This window comes from Mesorhizobium australafricanum (assembly GCF_033977265.1).
Classification (GTDB): Bacteria; Pseudomonadota; Alphaproteobacteria; order Rhizobiales; family Rhizobiaceae; genus Mesorhizobium; species Mesorhizobium australafricanum.
This window is the reverse complement of the sequence record NZ_JAVIIT010000006.1, coordinates 132513-151219: the sequence shown is the minus strand read 5'-3', so window position 1 is coordinate 151219 and position 18707 is coordinate 132513. Positions and strand designations below refer to the sequence as shown.

At 63.0% G+C, this 18707-nt stretch carries 17 protein-coding genes; 5 read left to right on the top strand and 12 right to left on the bottom strand.

All coding sequences use genetic code 11. The features are described 5' to 3' along the window. Position 1: 1 nt before the first annotated feature. Together ettA and RFM98_RS13915 are read right to left on the bottom strand one after the other, a co-directional pair. Positions 2 to 1651: an energy-dependent translational throttle protein EttA gene (ettA, locus tag RFM98_RS13920; RefSeq protein ID WP_320309412.1), complete on the bottom strand. Its 1650-nt coding sequence runs from the start codon at positions 1649 to 1651 to the stop codon at positions 2 to 4. 196 nt (positions 1652 to 1847) lie between these two features. Continuing rightward, complete coding sequence (locus tag RFM98_RS13915) at positions 1848 to 2858, bottom strand: ribonuclease T2 family protein (RefSeq protein ID WP_320309411.1); 1011 nt, start codon at positions 2856 to 2858, stop codon at positions 1848 to 1850. A 245-nt stretch (positions 2859 to 3103) separates the two neighbouring features. Here RFM98_RS13915 and RFM98_RS13910 point away from each other — a divergent pair, with 245 nt between their 5' ends. The 3 genes from RFM98_RS13910 to RFM98_RS13900 all read left to right on the top strand — a co-directional run bounded on the left by RFM98_RS13910 (position 3104) and on the right by RFM98_RS13900 (position 6939). Next, positions 3104 to 4036 (top strand): alpha/beta fold hydrolase, encoded by a 933-nt coding sequence (locus RFM98_RS13910; RefSeq protein ID WP_320309410.1) that lies wholly within the window; start codon positions 3104 to 3106, stop codon positions 4034 to 4036. Positions 4037 to 4117: 81 nt separating this feature from the next. Continuing rightward, positions 4118 to 5293, top strand: coding sequence for a CaiB/BaiF CoA transferase family protein (locus RFM98_RS13905; RefSeq protein ID WP_320309409.1), 1176 nt, complete (start codon positions 4118 to 4120; stop codon positions 5291 to 5293). Next, a complete protein-coding gene (locus RFM98_RS13900) occupies positions 5290 to 6939 on the top strand; it encodes a thiamine pyrophosphate-binding protein (protein ID WP_320309408.1) in 1650 nt (549 codons plus the stop codon). The genes RFM98_RS13905 and RFM98_RS13900 overlap by 4 nt, the downstream gene beginning before the upstream one ends. A 125-nt stretch (positions 6940 to 7064) precedes the next feature. On the opposite strand, the gene RFM98_RS13895 is transcribed toward RFM98_RS13900, so the two are convergent. The 5 genes from RFM98_RS13895 to RFM98_RS13875 all read right to left on the bottom strand — a co-directional run bounded on the left by RFM98_RS13895 (position 7065) and on the right by RFM98_RS13875 (position 11920). Beyond that, positions 7065 to 7511, bottom strand: coding sequence for a CHRD domain-containing protein (locus RFM98_RS13895; protein WP_320309407.1), 447 nt, complete (start codon positions 7509 to 7511; stop codon positions 7065 to 7067). Between the two features lie 167 nt (positions 7512 to 7678). Then, on the bottom strand, positions 7679 to 8650 hold the full coding sequence (locus RFM98_RS13890) for an ABC transporter substrate-binding protein (RefSeq protein ID WP_320309406.1): 972 nt from the start codon (positions 8648 to 8650) through the stop codon (positions 7679 to 7681). Positions 8651 to 8689: 39 nt separating this feature from the next. Next, entirely contained in the window at positions 8690 to 9844 is a 1155-nt protein-coding gene (locus RFM98_RS13885; RefSeq protein ID WP_320309405.1) for an ABC transporter permease, read from the bottom strand. Continuing rightward, the gene (locus RFM98_RS13880) at positions 9841 to 10719 is read right to left on the bottom strand and encodes an ABC transporter permease (protein ID WP_320309404.1); all 879 of its coding nucleotides are present in this window, start codon (positions 10717 to 10719) and stop codon (positions 9841 to 9843) included. Before RFM98_RS13880 ends, RFM98_RS13885 begins: the two co-directional genes overlap by 4 nt. A 409-nt stretch (positions 10720 to 11128) precedes the next feature. Further along, on the bottom strand, positions 11129 to 11920 hold the full coding sequence (locus tag RFM98_RS13875) for an ABC transporter ATP-binding protein (RefSeq protein ID WP_320309403.1): 792 nt from the start codon (positions 11918 to 11920) through the stop codon (positions 11129 to 11131). 119 nt (positions 11921 to 12039) lie between these two features. Here RFM98_RS13875 and RFM98_RS13870 point away from each other — a divergent pair, with 119 nt between their 5' ends. Beyond that, entirely contained in the window at positions 12040 to 12444 is a 405-nt protein-coding gene (locus tag RFM98_RS13870) for a cupin domain-containing protein (RefSeq protein WP_430682302.1), read from the top strand. 26 nt (positions 12445 to 12470) lie between these two features. On the opposite strand, the gene RFM98_RS13865 is transcribed toward RFM98_RS13870, so the two are convergent. From RFM98_RS13865 to aptA, 5 genes are all read right to left on the bottom strand, one after another. Beyond that, the gene (locus RFM98_RS13865; RefSeq protein ID WP_320309401.1) at positions 12471 to 12812 is read right to left on the bottom strand and encodes a hypothetical protein; all 342 of its coding nucleotides are present in this window, start codon (positions 12810 to 12812) and stop codon (positions 12471 to 12473) included. A gap of 38 nt (positions 12813 to 12850) precedes the next feature. Beyond that, positions 12851 to 14302, bottom strand: a complete 1452-nt coding sequence (gene hydA, locus RFM98_RS13860) for a dihydropyrimidinase (RefSeq protein ID WP_320309400.1) — start codon at positions 14300 to 14302, stop codon at positions 12851 to 12853. A gap of 80 nt (positions 14303 to 14382) precedes the next feature. After that, on the bottom strand, positions 14383 to 14763 hold the full coding sequence (locus RFM98_RS13855) for an endonuclease domain-containing protein (protein ID WP_320309399.1): 381 nt from the start codon (positions 14761 to 14763) through the stop codon (positions 14383 to 14385). A 243-nt stretch (positions 14764 to 15006) separates the two neighbouring features. Beyond that, positions 15007 to 16257 carry a Zn-dependent hydrolase gene (locus tag RFM98_RS13850; RefSeq protein WP_320309398.1) on the bottom strand — a complete coding sequence of 417 codons (1251 nt, stop codon included), beginning with the start codon at positions 16255 to 16257 and terminating at the stop codon, positions 15007 to 15009. Positions 16258 to 16328: 71 nt separating this feature from the next. Further along, on the bottom strand, positions 16329 to 17657 hold the full coding sequence (aptA, locus tag RFM98_RS13845; RefSeq protein WP_320212550.1) for an omega-aminotransferase AptA: 1329 nt from the start codon (positions 17655 to 17657) through the stop codon (positions 16329 to 16331). A gap of 239 nt (positions 17658 to 17896) precedes the next feature. Between aptA and RFM98_RS13840 the strand changes: the two genes are divergently transcribed. Beyond that, positions 17897 to 18520 carry a TetR family transcriptional regulator C-terminal domain-containing protein gene (locus RFM98_RS13840; RefSeq protein WP_320309600.1) on the top strand — a complete coding sequence of 208 codons (624 nt, stop codon included), beginning with the start codon at positions 17897 to 17899 and terminating at the stop codon, positions 18518 to 18520. Positions 18521 to 18707 lie beyond the last annotated feature (187 nt).

Below are 18707 nucleotides of genomic sequence, written 5' to 3'. Positions count from 1 at the left end.
ACTACCGCGTCAGTCGCTTGTGCGTCATGCGGTGCGGGGCTGCCGCTTCCGCACCCAGGCGGCGCAGCTTGTCCTTCTCGTATTCCTCGAAATTGCCTTCGAACCATTCGACATGCGCGTCGCCCTCGAAGGCGAGCATGTGGGTCGCCATGCGGTCGAGGAACATGCGGTCGTGGCTGATGATGACGGCGCAGCCGGCATAGGCTTCGAGCGCATCTTCGAGCGCGCTCAGCGTTTCGGTGTCGAGGTCGTTGGTCGGCTCGTCGAGCAGAAGCACGTTGCCGCCGCCCTTCAGCATCTTGGCCAGATGCACGCGGTTGCGCTGGCCGCCCGAAAGGTTGCCGACCTTCTGCTGCTGGTCGCCGCCACGGAAGTTGAAGGACGAGCAATAGGCGCGGCTGTTGACCTCGTGCTTGCCGAGCTTGATGATTTCGGCGCCGCCGGAGATTTCCTCCCACACCGTCTTGTTGGCATCGAGCGCGTCGCGGCTCTGGTCGACATAGCCGAGCTTGACCGTCTCGCCGATACGCACCGAGCCCGCATCCGGCTTCTCCTGACCGGTGAACGTCTTGAACAGCGTCGTCTTACCAGCGCCGTTCGGGCCGATGACGCCGACGATGCCGCCCGGCGGCAGCTTGAACGACAGGTTCTCGATCAGAAGTTCGTCGCCAAAACCCTTGTTGAGGCCTTCGACCTCGATGACGACATTGCCGAGGCGCTCGCTCGACGGGATGACGATCTGCGTGTCGGTCGGCTTGCGGTTCTGCGACTGCTCGACCAGTTCCTCATAGGCCTTGATGCGCGCCTTCGACTTGGTCTGGCGCGCCTTCGGCGAGGACTGGATCCACTCGCGTTCGCGCCAGATCGCCTTCTGGCGCGAGTCGTCCTCGCGGCCTTCCTGGATCAGGCGCTTGGCCTTGGCATCGAGATATTTGGTGTAGTTGCCCTCATAGGGAATGCCGCGGCCGCGATCGAGCTCGAGGATCCAGCCGGTGACATTGTCGAGGAAGTAGCGGTCGTGGGTGATGATCAGCACCGAGCCCGGATAGTCGCGCAAATGCTTTTCCAGCCATTGCGTGGTCTCGGCGTCGAGATGGTTGGTCGGTTCGTCGAGCAGCAGAAGGTCGGGCTGCTCCAAGAGCAGCCGGCACAGCGCTACGCGGCGGCGCTCGCCGCCCGACAGGTTGGTCACCTCGGAATCAGGCGGCGGGCACTGCAGCGCGTCCATCGCCATCTCGACCTGCTGCTCGAGGTCCCACAGGTTCAGCCGATCCATCTCGTCCTGGAGCTTGGCCGACTCGTCCGCCGTCTCGTCGGAATAGTTCATCATCAGCTCGTTATAGCGCTCGATGATGGCGGTCTTCCTGGCGACGCCGTCCATGACGTTTTCACGCACGGTTTTGCTGTTGTCGAGTTGCGGCTCCTGCGCCAGGTAGCCGACGGTCGCGCCCTCGGCCAGCCACGCCTCGCCCTGGAACTCCTTGTCGAGCCCGGCCATGATGCGCAGGATCGTCGACTTACCCGAACCGTTGGGGCCGAGGATGCCGATCTTGGCGTCCGGATAAAACGATAGGTGAACGTTATCGAGCACCTTCTTGGTGCCATAGGCCTTCGACAGGCCGGACATGTGATAGATGAACTGGCGAGCCACGCGCGCTTTCCCTGGAACTGAAGTGTCAAGGTGGATGGGGATTGCGCGCTATGTAGGCGATGCAGCGCCGAACAGCAATCGCTTTCGGCGCGACGGCGGCCAATCCGCGCGCATTCGCCGGTTTGCGCCCCAAAAGTCCCTACACAGCTTTTCGTCGCAGTCTAACCAAAGGACGGTTTGACCAAAAACTGCCGCCTTACTGAAAACCGATCGCGTCGACCGTGCCCTTTGGGCAGCCGGCCTTGCCTGTCGGCGCCGACGCCATCAGGAGATCGGCGAGCTTGCTGTCCGGGCCGATCGGGCCGGACAGGCCGAGCGTGATCTCGCCGATCAGGCGCCGGCCGCTCGACGGGTCGACCAGGCAGGAGACGCGCACGCGGTCCCCGGCGCCGGCGCCGAAAGCCTGGTTGAAGGCGCCGCGGATCTCATCCGAGGTCAGTTGCTTGCCGATGTTCTTGTTGAAGAGGTCGCGCACCGCGGAGGCGTTCACCGCCCGCGTCAGGTTGAGCGCGTCGGAGAAATATTCCTGCTGGCTCTTGCCGTAACAGGTGCCGTGCTTGATCCATTCGTGGCGCTCGAGCTTGGAGGCGGTGCCCGGCATCACCTGGTCGAGCTCGGCGCGTGTATTGGCATCGAGATCGACCGGCGGCAGGTCTCCCCAATGCGCCGGGTTGTCATTGCCCTTGTCGCTTGCCGACACCTGGCAATAGAAATTGCCGTTCGGCTGCGGCCACAGCCCGTGCAGGGTGAAGTGCGAAGCATCGAACTCGCTGGGGCTCTGCGCCTTGCATTCGGGCTTGCTGGCCTTGGTCTCGCAGAAAGCCGGCTGCCAGCTCAGTGCAAAGACATATTCCGGTTTTCCGGAGGCTGACTGCGACGGTTTGGTCTGGCCCGAAGGCGCAGGCGTGGTCGCAGCACTGCCGCCGGTGACATGACCGCAGCTGATCTTCACCCAGCGGCGCTCGGGATCGGCGCCCGGCACCTGGATCAGATAATGGGTGGGCTCGTCCTTGTTGCCGGCAAGAAGCTGGTAGCTCTGCCCGGCTGCGGTCGAGATGTTGCCGGGATTCTTGCCGTTCTTGATGGCTTGCGTCGCGGGACAGGCGCTGTCGGCAACGAAAGTGCCGCTCATCTTCACGTCGGCATGCGCCGCGCCGGCGCCGGCCAGAGCCAGCACCATCGAACCCCACAATGCCCAAACCCGCATCCCGCTCTCCCGGCGATCATTGAACCGTATTGGATTCGTCACACTAGAACAGCCGACGTGTCAGAATTGCGATCTTTTTCACCATGCGAAAATAATCCCCATCTGAGCGCCTCCATCCGCGCATTCGCAAGCTGCCCTGAGTGCCCTTGCCACGCGACGCGCCGCCAGCGCGGCGATATCGACAGCGTGGTCATCCACTTGACGCGAGCAAAAGCCTCGCCCAACAGTCGCCGAGGGAGCGAGACATGCTATTCGACACGCAGACCAGACTGGCCTCACCAACCGGGGCCGACCTCAACCTCTATGTGAAAGAAGCGGCGGGAAATCCGCGCGCCGTGGTCCAGATCAATCACGGCCTGGCCGAGCATGCGGCGCGCTACGCCCGTTTTGCCGATTTTCTGAGCCGGCGCGGGTTCCACGTCTATGCCCATGACCATCGCGGCCATGGGGAGACGAAGGCAGCCGACGCGCCGCTCGGCAAATTCGCGGATAGTAACGGCATCGCCAAGGTGATCGCCGATGTCGGCTCCGTTCACGACCTGATCGCGACCGAACATCCGGGACTGCCGGTGATCGTGTTTGGACATTCGCTTGGCGCGTCGATCGCACTGAACTTCGTGCTTCGCCACTCGCAACGCATTCATGCCGCCGCGATCTGGAATGGCAATTTCTCAGCTGGCCTGCTCGGCCAGCTGGCGCTGGGTATTCTCGGCTGGGAGCGGATGCGGCTGGGCTCCGACGTGCCGTCGCGGCTTCTGCCCAAACTCACCTTCCAGGCCTGGGGCAAGGCGGTGCCCAACCACCGGACATTGTTCGACTGGCTGTCGCGCGATCCGGTCGTGGTCGACAAATATATCGCCGATCCGCTCTGCGGCTGGGATGCCTCGGTCTCGATGTGGCGCGACGTGGTCAACATGGCGCTTCACGGCGGCAAGGATTCCAGCTTTGCCGGCGTCCGGCGCGACCTCTTCGTCAACCTCGTCGGTGGCGAGAAGGACCCGGCGTCGGACTATGGCAAGGCGGTTCATCAGCTGGCAAAGCGCATGCGGGCAATGGGCTTTTCGAATCTGGTTTCAAAGGTTTACGCCGAGACCCGCCATGAAAGCCTGAACGAGATCAACCGCGACACCGTCATGAACGAGTTCGCCGCCTGGGCTGACAGCGTGCTGAAGTCTTGACCGGCTTGGCCTACAGCATGGGTCGTGACACAGCCCGCTACGATTGATAGAGGCTGCGTTTCGTCAAAACCACGGTGATCTATGGCCGAACCCCCGCTGAAAGGCATCCGCGTCATCGAACTTGCCCGCATCCTCGCAGGCCCCTGGGCGGGGCAGCTGCTGGCCGATCTCGGCGCCGATGTCATCAAGGTCGAGAGCCCCGATGGTGGCGACGACACCCGCAAATGGGGTCCGCCCTTTGTCATGAGCCATGACGGCGAGAACCTCTCGGCCGCCTACTATCATTCCTGCAATCGCGGCAAGCGCTCGATCGCCATCGACTTCTCAAGGCCGGAAGGCGCCGAGACGCTCCGCAAGCTGGTCGCCACCGCCGACGTGCTGATCGAGAACTTCAAGCTCGGCGGCCTGAAGAAATACGGGCTCGACTATCAGAGCCTGAAGGCGATCAATCCGCGCCTTGTCTATTGCTCGATCACCGGCTTCGGCCAGGACGGTCCCTACGCGCCGCGCGCGGGCTACGATTTCATCATCCAGGCCATGGCCGGCATGATGTCGATCACCGGCGAGCCCGGCCGCGAGCCGCAGAAAGCCGGCGTCGCCATCTCGGATCTCTTCACCGGCCTCTATTCGGTGATCGCCATCCAGGCCGCACTTCGCCATGCCGAAAAGACCGGCGAAGGCCAGCATATCGACATGGCGCTTTACGACAGCCAGATCTCGGCGCTCGGCAACCAGAACCTCAACTATCTGGTCTCCGGCAAGTCGCCGGTGCAGATGGGCAATGCGCACATGAACATCGCGCCTTACGAGGTTCTGCCGGTCAGGGATGGCCACATCATCCTTGCGGTCGGCAATGATGGCCAGTTCGGCAAGTTCTGCGCTGCCGTCGGTCTCGACGACTTGCCGTCGAACCCCGACTTTGCCACCAATCCGGCGCGCGTCACCAACCGCGCGAGGCTGCGCGAACGGATTGTCCAGACGCTAGCGGCGCTCGACCGCGATCCGTTGCTGGCGCAGCTGGAAGCCGCAGGCGTGCCGGCAAGCCCGATCAACACGATTGGCCAGATGTTCGACGACCCGCAGACGATCGCGCGCGGCATGCGCCTCGACCTTGACGACGGCCATGGCAATCGCCTGCCTTCCGTGCGCGCGCCGATGGTGATGTCGGGCACGCCGCTCGTCTATGAGCGCCCCTCGCCGCGTCTTGGCGAGCACACCGACGAAATCCTTGCCGAACTGGAGAGAGCAGCAAAATGAAGACCGGTGGACAACTGATCGTCGAGGCGCTCGAAGCGAACGGCACCGATCGCATCTTCTGCGTGCCGGGCGAGTCCTATCTCGCGGTGCTCGACGCGCTGCATGATTCAGCGATCCGCACGATCGTCTGCCGCCAGGAAGGCGGTGCCGCGATGATGGCCGACTGCCAGGGACGGCTGACCGGCAAGCCCGGCATCTGCTTCGTCACGCGCGGCCCCGGCGCCACCAACGCCTCGGCCGGTGTTCATATCGCCATGCAGGATTCGGTGCCGATGATCCTGTTCATCGGCCAGGTCGCCAGCCACGCCAAGGAGCGCGAGGCTTTTCAGGAGGTCGACTACAAGCGCTTCTTCGGCGACATCGCCAAATGGGTGGTCGAGATCGACGATGCGGCGCGCATTCCCGAATTCGTCACCCGCGCCTTCGCGGTCGCGACATCCGGTCGGCCGGGCCCCGTGGTCGTCTCGCTGCCGGAGGACATGCTGACCAGCGAGGTCGAGGCTCCGCAAGCGCTGCCGCACACGCCGGTCGAGACGTATCCCGGCGGGACTGAACTCGACGCGCTGGAAATGCTGCTTAACGGCGCGAAGCGACCGTTCGTCATCCTCGGCGGCACGCGCTGGGACGCGGAAGCGGTGGCGCGGATGCGTTCGATCGCCGAGACATGGTCGCTGCCCGTCGGCTGCTCCTTCCGCCGCCAGATGCTGTTCGATCATCTGCACCCGAACTATGCCGGCGATGTCGGGATCGGCATCAACCCGAAGCTGGCGGCGGCGATCAAGCAGGCCGACGTCGTGCTTTTGATCGGCGGCCGCATGGGCGAGATGCCGTCTTCCGACTACACGCTGCTGAAAAGCCCCTACCCCGACCAGGCACTGGTGCATGTCCATGCCGATGCCGGCGAGCTTGGCCGTGTGTACCGGCCGACGCTGGCCATCAACGCTTCGCCCGCCGCCTTCGTCGAGGCCTTTGCCAAGCGTAAGCCCGCGGCCAAGCCTTCATGGGCGGCTGAGACGGAAAAGGCGCATGCCGCCTATCTCGAATGGTCGACGCCGCCGCAGACCGGCCCCGGCACAGTCCAGATGGGCCCGATCTTGGACTATCTGGGAAAGGTTCTGCCGGAAGACGCGATCCTCACCAACGGCGCCGGCAATTACGCCACCTGGGTGCATCGCTTCTATCGCTCCCGCCGCTTCGGCACGCAAGCGGCGCCCACGTCCGGCTCGATGGGTTACGGCACGCCCGCGGCGGTTGCCGCCAAGGCGCTGTTCCCCGACCGCGAGGTCATCGCCTTTGCCGGCGATGGCTGCTTCCTGATGAACGGCCAGGAGTTCGCGACGGCTATCCAGTATGACCTGCCGATTATCGTGATCGTCGTCAACAACGGCATCTATGGCACCATCCGCATGCATCAGGAGCGGGAATATCCGAGCCGCGTCGTCGCTACCGACCTCAAGAATCCCGACTTCGCCGCGCTTGCCCGCGCCTATGGCGGCCACGGCGAGACGGTGGAGAAGACCGCCGACTTCGCGCCGGCCTTCGAACGCGCGCGCGCCAGCGGCAAGCCGGCGATCGTCGAGATCAAGCTCGATCCTGAAGCGATTACGCCGACCCGCACGCTGACGCAGATTCGTGACAAGTCGTGACTCGGCAAGCAACGAGGCGCTTTCCAGCCTCGTTCCAGCGGTTTTCCGTCCGGAATTGCGTCAAAACAAAGAGATAGAGCGGTTCGCCGTTTCTGTGAAACGGTGAAACGCTCTAGAACCCGCCGCTACATCGCTCCGCCGGACTTCTCGATCTGCCCGCGGATCTCGCCGTCCTTGTTCTTGGCGGTGTGGACATTGACGTAGTACTTGCCGGCTTCCAAATCGGCTGCCTGCGCATCGGTCAGTGTCGCCGATCCCTTGATCGGGCTCTTCAGCTTCTCGAACGGGATGACCGGGTCCGCGTTTGCGCCCTTATCCGCCGGGCCATGGATGTGAGCAGCCACGGCCGGCCCGCTGAGACCGGAATATTTCACATTCCAGCTGAGCTTCTTGCTGGTGGTGTCGAAGGTGAGCGTGGCGGTTCCCTTGCCCTTGGTGGTGACAGGCGGGTTCTGCTGGCTGCCGTCGAGCGTCGCCTTGAACTTCATCGTCTCGGCCATGACCGGTGATGCGACGAGGAAGGCGGTCGAAACGGCTAAAGCCGAGAGCATCGGCACGGATAGGATGCGCATGAAGAACCTCCGTTGGTTGCAGCATCCCTCGCGGCTCCCCGGCGCGCGGATGCATCAATGCAACGGTTGGGCGGCCCGATGTATCCCTGTGCACGTTTATTTTACCGCAAGCACGAAAAAGGGGCGGTCGCCCGCCCCTTCCAATATCGGCTGTTCAAGGCTCGGCCTTATTTGATCGCCTTGTCGGTGATCGCGGTCGTATAGGCGCCGCTCGCCTCCTTGCTGATGATCTTCTGGTCGAGCAGAGCCTTGGCGGTGCGCTCGTACGCAGCCGGGATCAGCTTGCCGTCGGCGTTGTCGACCAGCTTGGCCACTTCCTTCATCATGAACTTCTGATGGTTCTCGTCCTGGCCGCCGGCGTCCACGACGATCCCGGCCGCCTCGTCGGTGTTCTCGGTGGCGTATTTCCAGCCCTTCATCGAGGCGCGTACGAAGCGCACCATCTTGTCCTCGAAGGCCGGATCCTTGAGCTTTTCCTCAAGCGTGTAGAGCCCGTCCTCCAAGAGGTCGTTGCCCATTGCCGAGTAGTTGAACACGACAAGGTCTTCCGGCTTGTAGCCGGCATCCAGAACCTGACCGTATTCGTTGTAGGTCATGACCGAGATGCAGTCGGCCTGCTTCTGGATCAGCGGCTGTACATCGAAGCTCTGCTTAAGCACGGTGACGCCGTCCGGGCCGCCATCGGTCTTGAGGCCGATCTTGTTCATCCAGGCGTAGAACGGATATTCGTTGCCGAAGAACCAGACGCCGAGCGTATGGCCCTTGAAGTCGGCTTCCGTCTTGATCGGGCCAGCCTTGGGGCAAACCAGTTCCATGCCCGCTTTCTTGAACGGCTGGGCGATGTTGACGAGCATCACGCCCTTGTCGCGGGCCGCGAGCGCCCCGCCCATCCAGTCGACGATGACGTCGGCGCCGCCGCCGGCGATCACCTGCTCGGGCGCGATGTCCGGGCCGCCCGGCTTGATGTCGACGTCGAGGCCTTCGGCATCATAGAAGCCTTTGGCCTTTGCGACATAGTAGCCGGCGAACTGGGCCTGGGTGACCCATTTCAATTGCAGTGTCACCTTGTCGGCGGCCATCGCCTGGAAGGCAGCCAGCGACATGGCGCCGGCCAGAGCAGAAATCAGCAGTCTTTTCATGTTATTACCCTCTGAAGTTAGCACCCAAACCCACCGCCCCTATCCACCTCGGACAGAGGGATGCCAAAACGTGACGGCTCTCTCGATAAGAGCGACCACGCCATAAAAGACCGAACCCGCCAGTGCTGCAACTGCGATTTCGGCCCACACCATGTCGATGTTCATCCGCCCGACTTCCGTCGAAATGCGGAATCCCATGCCGACCACCGGCGTTCCGAAGAACTCGGCGACGATGGCGCCGATCAGCGCCAGCGTCGAATTGATCTTCAGCGCATTGAAGATGAACGGCATTGCCGCCGGCAGCCTGAGTTTCAGCAAGGTCGGCCAATAATCCGATGCATAAGTGCGCATCAGGTCGCGCTCCATATGCCCGGATGCGGCCAGACCGGCGACCGTGTTCACCAGCATCGGGAAGAAGGTCATGATGATGACGACCGCGGCCTTGGACGGCCAGTCGAAGCCGAACCACATGACCATGATCGGTGCTACGCCGATGATCGGCAGTGCCGAAACCATATTGCCGATCGGCAGCAGCCCACGCCGCAGGAACGGCACGCGGTCGGCGAGGATGGCGACGGCGAAGCCGGCGAGATTGCCGACGAAGTAGCCGATCAGCACCGCCTTGAAGATCGTCTGCCTAACATCCGACCCCAGGATCGGCAGCGAGTTGGCGATGCGCGCGCCGATGGCGCTTGGCGGTGGCAAAAGGATGAACGGGATGCCGGCACCGCGCGTCACCGCTTCCCAGATGATCAGGATCCAGGCGCCGAAGATTGCCGGGATGATCAGGCGCAGCGCCGTCTTTGCCGCGCTTTCGCTGGGACGCAATGACGACAACAAGGCGACGCAGCGCCAGGCAAGCAGCCAGGCCGCGGCGAGCAGCAGGAAATATGGCGCCAGCGCCGTGCCTTCGAAACCGGCTATGCCCTTGATCAAGAGCCAGGCTGCGGCATGGGCGCCGACGAACAGCAGGACGGCTTCGACGATCGGCGTGAGCTTCACCATCGAGATCACGGCTGCGATCAACAGCAATCCGATGATCAGGCCTTTTGCTCCCATATAGGGATAGGCAATGGTCGCAGTGGGCTCGGCCAAAGCCGCGGCTTCTGGTTTCGACATCGCGCCCAGGCCGAAGGCTACCAGGCAAAGAAGGACGGCAAGAACCGCCTGCCAGGAGGGCTTCAGCCAGCTCATGCCGGCCTCCCGCCCATGGCGCGATCGACAAGGCGTCCGGCAATGCCGACCACCATCACCAGCAGTGCCGCGACGATCGAGCCCGCAACCAGGGCCGACCAGATCTCGATCGTCTGGCTGTAATAGGCGCCCGCGAGCAGCTTGGCGCCGATGCCGGCGACCGCGCCCGTCGGCAATTCACCCACGATGGCACCGACCAGGCTTGCCGCCACCGCCACCTTCATCGACGTGAACAGGAACGGCACCGAGGCCGGCACCCTGAGCTTCCAGAAGGTCTGCGAGGCGCTGGCGTTGTAGGTATGCATCAGGTCGAGATGCATCAATTCGGGCGACCGCAGGCCTTTCACCATGCCGACGGCGACCGGGAAGAATGACAGATAGGTCGATATCAGTGCCTTGGGGATCAGGCCGGTGATGCCGACAGCCGCCAGCACCACGATGATCATCGGCGCCACCGCCAGGATCGGAATGGTCTGCGAGGCGATGATCCACGGCATCAGGCTGCGCTCGAGCGTCGCCACATGCACGATGCCGACCGCAATGACGATGCCGAGCGCGGTGCCGAAGGCAAAGCCGAGCAGCGTCGAGGACAGCGTCACCCAGGCGTTGTAGACCAGGCTGCGGTTCGACGTGACGCCGCGCAGGAAGGTGTTTTCGAAGAAATTCACCGCCACCTGGTGCGGCGCCGGCAGCGTCGGCTTCGGCTGCGACAGCGTCTTGCCGATGAACTCGGCTGCGCCGGGGGTCTCATTGGCTCTGGCGTCGAGGTCGCGCTGAAACGGCGCGTTGAGGATGACGGCGAAGACATACCAGAGCACCACCACGCCGGCGAGGATGCTGGTGACGGGGATGATCTTGGAGCGGAAGGTGTCCATCTAGCGCCGCCCTTCTCCTCTCCCCACCGGGGAGAGGGTGGCCGGAGCGAAGCGAAGGCCGTGCAGCTTGCACTGTGGTGCCGTGGCATACCCGCTCTTCGTCATCCTAGGGCGGAGCAAGGAGCGGAGCGACGCAGCGCAGACCCTAGGATCCATGCCGTTACCTTGACGTTCCGCGGCGGTGCTGAATGGGGCTCCCGACGTGTCGCGGTGTTTGGCGAACATTCTCGCCCGCTTACGCCCCTCGACCGACGTCACGGCATGGATCCTAGGGTCTGCGCAGGCCGCTTCGCGCCTGCTCCGCCCTAGGATGACGAAGGCGCGAGTGGCCGCCCCCTCACCCGACTTCCGCTTCGCTCCGGCCACCCTCTCCCCGGGGGGAAGAGGAGGAAACTCGTCCTCCCGCCCCTCAATCATCATAGCTGTGCCCTGCCCTCAGCCCATCGCGCACGCGCGCGGCGATCGCCAGGAATTCCGGCGTCTCGCGGATGTCGAGCGGCCGCTCCTTGGGCAGCGTCGATTCAATGATGTCGGTGACGCGACCCGGCCGCGGCGACATCACGACGATGCGCGTCGACAGATAGACAGCCTCCGGAATGGAGTGGGTGACGAAGCAGATCGTCTTGTTGGTCCGTGCCCACAACTCCAACAATTGTTCGTTCAAATGGTCGCGCACGATCTCGTCGAGCGCGCCGAACGGCTCGTCCATCAAAAGCAGGTCCGCATCGAAGGCTAAAGCGCGCGCGATCGATGCGCGCTGCTGCATGCCGCCGGAAAGCTGCCAGGGATATTTCTTCTCGAAGCCGGAGAGGTTGACGAGTTCGAGCGTGCGCCTGATGCGCTCCGCCTGCTCCGCCGTGGACAGGCCCATGATCTCCAGCGGCAGCCCGACATTGCGCTCGATCGTTCGCCACGGGAACAAGGCCGCCGCCTGGAAGACATAGCCATAGGCGCGCTTCTCGCGCGCCTGCTGCGGTGTCATGCCGTTGACGGAGATCGCGCCCGAGGTCGGCTTTTCCAGATCGGCGATCACCCGCAGCAAAGTGGTCTTGCCGCAGCCGGACGGGCCGATGAAGGAAACGAATTCGCCCTTGCCGATGGTCAGATCGACATTGGAGAGCGCCTGCACCGGACCGTCATTGGTCTGGAAGGTGAGGCCAAGCTTGCGTGCCGAAACGACGGCTGGCGGCTGTTCGGTCATTGGCTGCAGCCTGCCTTTCGCAGCCGCTGCCGCGATGTCCGCAATCCGGTCGATTTTATGATAGCGTTGCTTTCCACTCGTCCTGTCCCACCCGATCGACACCGCCCGGAGCCTTGCCGATGTCGCCTAAACCCACGTGTCGTCTTGTTCGCCCTGAAAGCACCTATCAAGGCAAGCAGGGGCTGAGCTATTTCGCCGGCATCGCCGCCGAAACTGTTGGCTCCTCCGGCATCTGCATGCATCTTCTCACCATGCCGCCCGGCGCCCGCGCCAAGGCGCATATGCATGAAAGCCACGAGACGGCCATCTACGTGCTCTCGGGCGAAGTCCACACCTGGTATGGCGACCGGCTCGAGCATCACATCGTCGTCAAGGCCGGCGACCTCTTCTACATTCCGGCCGGCGTGCCGCATTTGCCCGCCAACCTGAGCGGCGCCTCCTCTTCGGCTGTCATCGCCCGCACCGATCCCAACGAGCAGGAAAGCGTCGTCCTGCTGCCGGAACTGGATGGACTGGTCGCCTGAGATCGTCGAACGAGGGTGGCTGGCCGTCATCGGCACCGGGACACTTCCCCATAGACAGTACCGTCCTCGTCGGCAACCACCAGCTTCTTCGCGTTCTTTGCGCTGCGCTTGATGGTGAACTTGGTCGGCGACTGCCCCTCTTCGCCGTCCGCTTCGCATTTCGCCGTCACCACGAGCGATCCGTCGGCCTGCGATTGGCTGTCACTGAAGGTGCAGGCGCTGGCCGCAGTGATCAATTCCTTGTCGGTCAAAAGCAGCATCTTGTCGGCATAGACCTTCTGGCCGTTCCTGTTGATGCAGCCATATTTGTCGCCGTAAGGCTTAGACAGATCTATGCCCGCGGCGAGGGCCTGGCCGGCGGCCAGCATTGCAGCCGCCGCGATCGCAAGATGAAGAACCCGCATGTTCAGACCCCCGTCGCCGGAATGCCTGTACGCTCGACCTTGCGCGGCGCGGAAATCTCCTTCCAGGTCGACAGCGCCCGGTTGACCGCGGCGTTCGGCTCGCGGGCGACGAACTCGCCATGGCCGATCTTGGCCTTGACGTCCGCTTCCTGGATCGAAAGCTCGCCGCGCGAGAAGACGAAGCGCGGCAGGCCGGTCACCTCGACGCCTTCGAAGACGTTGTAGTCGATCACCGACTGCTGCTTCTTGGCCGAGATCGTCTTCTTGCGCTTCGGATCCCAGACGACGATGTCGGCATCCGCGCCTTCGATGATGGCGCCCTTCTTCGGGTACATGTTGAGGATCTTGGCGATGTTGGTCGAGGTCACGGCGACGAATTCGTTCATCGTCAACCGGCCGGTATTGACGCCTCTTGTCCACAAAACCGGCAAGCGGTCCTCGAGCCCGCCCGTGCCGTTCGGGATCTTGGTGAAATCGCCGACGCCGTTGCGCTTTTGGCTGGTGGTGAAGGAGCAGTGGTCGGTCGCCACCACCTGCAGCGAGCCGGCCTGCAGGCCCGCCCACAGCGAATCCTGGTGCCACTTGCTGCGGAAGGGCGGGCTCATCACGCGGCGTGCCGCATGGTCCCAGTCCTTGTTGAAATATTCGGTCTCGTCGAGCGTCAGGTGCTGGATCAGCGGCTCGCCATAGACGCGCATGCCCTTCTGGCGGGCGCGGCGGATCGCTTCATGGCTCTGCTCGCAGGAGACATGCACGACATAGAGCGGCACACCGGCCATATCGGCGATCATGATGGCGCGGTTTGTGGCCTCGCCTTCCACTTCCGGCGGACGCGAATAGGCGTGGCCTTCGGGGCCGTTGTTGCCTGCAGCCAGCAGTTTTTGGGAGAGTGCGGCGACCACGTCGCCATTCTCGGCATGGACCAGCGGCAGCGCTCCGAGGTCGGCGCAACGCTGAAACGACGAATACATCTCGTCGTCGTCGACCATCAGCGCGCCTTTGTAGGCCATGAAATGTTTGAACGAGGTGATGCCTCGGTCGACAACGGTCGCCATCTCGTCGAACACCTGCTTGCCCCACCAGGTGATGGCCATGTGGAAGGAATAGTCGCAGGCCGCCTTCGAGGTCTTGTTGTCCCACATCTGCAGCGCTTCCAGCAGCGATTGCTGCGGCGCCGGCAGGCAGAAATCGACCACCATCGTCGTGCCGCCGGAAAGCGCGGCGCGCGTGCCGGATTCGAAATCGTCGGCCGAATAGGTGCCCATGAAGGGCATTTCGAGATGCGTGTGCGGGTCGATGCCGCCGGGCATGACATAGCAGCCGGTGGCGTCGAACTCATGGTCGCCATGCAGGTTCGAGCCGATGGCGACGATCTTGCCGTGCTGCATCAGCACGTCGGCCTTCCACGTGCGGTCGGCCGTGACGACGGTGCCGTTGCGGATGACTTTGGTCATATTTGTTCCCTTTTTCTTGCTGCGCTTCTTTGTGAGCGTCTCGGCAGAATTTAGATCGATCGCAAGCCCGTATAGGACCCCTAGGTGACTCCGACTTCTCTCAATATCTCCTCGATGCAGCCATCGAAAGAATTTACAAGGTCTCCGGTCGTCAACCGCAGCACACGATAGCCTTGTCGGCCAAACCATGCATCGCGCTTCCGATCCTTCTCCATTTGTTCTGGCGTGAAATGATGCTCTCCGTCGACCTCGATGACGAGATTTTTCTCATGCAGAACGAAGTCCACGATGTAAGGCCCGATCGGCGCCTGTTTTCTCACATGTCGACCATAGAGCCGACGGAATTCCTTCAACTCAGACCAGAGCTTGCGCTCGCCATCCGTCATGTTCCGCCGCAACGTCCTGGCACGTTTGATGGCGGCGGGTTCAATAGCGGTCGGCGCCAAGACGACTACCCCCACTGCTCATCCTCCCCCCGAGTGCAGAGAAATCGCATATGAATTTTTTGCGAAGAGAGACCCCCACCCTAACCCTCCCCACAAGGGGGAGGGAATGCTGCCGCGCACTCCGGCTTGCGACCTTGGCGTTCGAAACGTTGGTAATTTGCGCCAGGTTGGCGCTGACTGGAGTTCCCTCCCTCTTGTGGGGAGGGTTAGGGTGGGGGTTCCTCTTCGCAAGAATCCATCTGGCCGGACCCAAACCTCTCACTCCACAATCCCCGCCGTTTCGACCACCGCATGGAACAACACGTCGGCGCCCGCTGCCGCCCATTCCCTGGTGATCTCCTCGGCCTCGTTGTGGCTGAGCCCGTCGACGCAGGGGCACATCACCATGGCGGTCGGCGCAACGCGGTTGATCCAGCAGGCGTCGTGGCCGGCGCCGGAGACGATATTGCGATGCGAGTAGCCCAGTCGCTCGGCGGCGTCGCGGATCGCCTTGACGCAGTTCTTGTCGAAGGTGACCGGATCGAAATGCCCGACCTGTTCGATCTCGTATTTGATGTCGAGCGCGTCGCAGATCGTGTCGATCCCCTCGCGGATGCGCGCATCCATGGTGTCGAGCACTTGCTTTTCCGGCGAGCGGATATCGATGGTGAATACGGTGCGCCCGGCGATGATGTTGCGCGAGTTCGGATAGGCCTGCATGTGGCCGACCGCGCCGACAGCGTCCGGCTGGTAGTCCATGGCGATCTCATGCACCAGCTCGATCACCCGCGCCATGCCGAGCCCGGCATTGCGGCGCTTCGGCATCGGCGTCGAGCCGGTATGCGCCTCCTTGCCGGTCAGCGTCACCTGCAGCCATTTCAAGCCCTGGCCATGCGTGACGACGCCGATATCGATGCCTTCGTCCTCAAGGATCGGTCCCTGCTCGATATGCAGCTCGAAGAAGGCGTGGATCTTGCGGTCGCCGACCTTTTCCGTGCCCTTCCAGCCGATGCGTTCGAGCTCCTCGCCGAACTTTTTGCCGTCCTTGTCGACATGCTGGTAGACGTCGGACTGATCAAGCACGCCGGCAAAGACACCTGAGGCCATCATCGCCGGCGCGAAGCGCGCACCTTCCTCGTTGGTCCAGTTGGTGACGACGATCGGGTGCCTGGTCTTGATGCCGAGATCGTTGAGCGAGCGCACGACTTCGAGCCCGCCCAGCACGCCAAGCACACCGTCATATTTGCCGCCGGTCGGCTGCGTGTCGAGATGGCTGCCGACATAGACGGGCGGCAGGCTGGGATCGCTGCCTTCGCGGCGAGCAAACATCGTGCCCATCTCGTCGAGGCCCATTTCGAGCCCCGCCGCCTCGCACCAGCGCTTGAACAGATGGCGGCCTTCGCCATCCTCGTCGGTCACGGTCTGGCGATTGTTGCCGCCGGCAATGCCGGGGCCGATCTTCGCCATCTCCATGATGGAATCCCACAAACGGTCTGAATTGATTCGCAGATTCTCGCCGGGGGCGGCCATTCAAAGTCCTTCCATTTCATGTTCTGGGCGGCTGGCGGTTCCCATCGCCACCCGCCCAGATAAAAGCAAGTTTAGTCGATCGATCTCAGCACTTCACGAACATGGTCGATCAGCTCGTTGATCTGACCCTTGGTGATGATCAGCGGCGGCGACAGCGCGATGATGTCGCCGGTGGTGCGGATCAGCGCGCCGCGCTCAAACGCCTTGACGAAAGCCGAGAAGGCCCGCTTGGTCGGGCTGCCGGCGATCGGCGCCAGCTCGATCGCGCCGATCAGGCCGATGTTGCGGATGTCGATCACGTGCGGCTCGCCCTTCAGCGAATGCAGCGCGTCTTCCCAGTAAGGCGCCAGCTCCTCGCCGCGCGTCAGCAGGCCCTCTTCCTTGTAGGTGTCGAGCGTACCCAGCGCCGCGGCGCAGGCGATCGGATTGCCCGAATAGGTGTAGCCGTGGAAGAACTCGATCATGTGTTCCGGGCCGGTCATGAAGGCGTCGTGGATCTCCTTCTTCACGAACACCGCGCCCATCGGGATGACGCCGTTGGAGACGCCCTTTGCAGTCGTCATGATATCCGGCGTGACGCCGAAATAGTCGGCCGCGAACGGCGCGCCGAGGCGGCCGAAACCGGTGATCACTTCATCGAAAATCAACAATATGCCGTGCTTGGTGCAGATTTCTCGAAGCTTCTGCAGATAGCCTTTCGGCGGCAGGATGACGCCGGTGGAGCCGGCAACCGGCTCGACGATGACGGCGGCGATGGTCGAGGCGTCATGCAGCGTGACGAGACGCTCGAGCTCGTTGGCCAGTTCCGCGCCATGTTCCGGCACGCCCTTCGAGAAGGCGTTCTTCTCCGGCAGGTGCGTGTGCGGCAGATGGTCGACGCCGCCCAGCAGCGTGCCGAACATCTTGCGGTTGCTGACGATGCCGCCGACCGAGATGCCGCCGAAATTGACGCCGTGATAGCCGCGCTCGCGGCCAATCAGCCGCGTGCGCGAGCCCTCGCCCTTCACGCGGTGATAGGCGATCGCCATTTTGAGCGCGGTGTCGACGGATTCCGAACCGGAATTGGTGAAGAAGACATGGTCCATGCCCTTGGGTGCGATGTCGACCAGGCGGTTCGCCAGCTCGAACACGATAGGGTGGCCCATCTGGAAGGCCGGCGCGTAGTCGAGTTCGGCGGCCTGGTTCTGGATCGCCTCAGTGATCTTCGGCCGGCAGTGGCCGGCGTTCACGCACCACAGACCCGCAGTGCCGTCGAGCACCTTGCGGCCGTCGCTGGTCGTGTAGTGCATGTCCTTGGCGGACACGAACATGCGCGGCGCCTGCTTGAACTGCCGGTTTGCCGTGAACGGCATCCAGAATGCGCTGAGATCGTTCGGCGTGACTTTCAGCCGGTTGGACATGACCAAGACTTCCCCTTGTAACCTGTTTCGGTGCGTCCAACGCTTGGTCTTTGCCGCGCTTTCATGCTACGCAAATTTTTGACCGATTGGACAAACGTTAGCACCGCCCTGTCGGCGGTCAAGGGATTACTAGCGGAAATGCGGCTCCTGAAGTGCGTTCCACAGGCTGGGGAAAAACTGGTCCAGAGAATTGGTCCAGATGACCGTCAATGCAGGGAGCCGCTACGGTGACGACGAGCATGGAAGCCCCTCGCCGGACCCGCATCCAGCAGGAAAAGCGGGAGCTCATCCTGGAGGCAGCACTCGAAGTGTTCTCCACCAATGGCTTCCGCGGGTCGACCATCGACCAGATCGCCGTAGCCGCCGGCATGTCGAAACCGAACCTTCTCTATTACTTCCGCCGCAAGGAGGACATTCACGAGACATTGATGCAGCGCCTTCTCGACACATGGCTGGCGCCGCTGCGCGAACTCGACGATATCGGTGATCCCCTGACCGAACTCAGGAGCTACATCAGGCGCAAGTTGGAAATGGCCCGCGATTTTCCGCGCGAGAGCCGGCTGTTCGCCAATGAGATCCTGCAGGGCGCGCCGCGCATCAAGCCGATGCTGGAGGGCGAACTCAAATCGCTGGTCGACGAGAAGGCCGCCGTCATCAAGGGCTGGATGCGCGCCGGCAAGATCGCCCGCACCGATCCCTGGCACCTGATCTTCTCGATCTGGGCGACGACGCAGCACTATGCCGATTTCGACGTCCAGGTGCGCGCCGTGCTCGGCACCGACCGCGGCGGCGACGGCCGCTTCGAGGACGCGGCCCGCTTCCTCGAGCAGCTGTTCCTCGAGGGGCTGAAGCCGAAGGGTTAGCGTCGACAAGATGGCTTAGCAGGTGGACCGTGTGTGGGGCCAACTTGTCCGCCGCCTGGTTGTTGCCGACCGTGGAGACTAGCCGAGGCGCCCATCATTTCGTCATCCACGGGCGGAGCGGGAGCGTAGCGACGCAGCGCAGACCCGAGGATCCATTCCGTGCCTTCGACGCGTTGCAACGATCCGG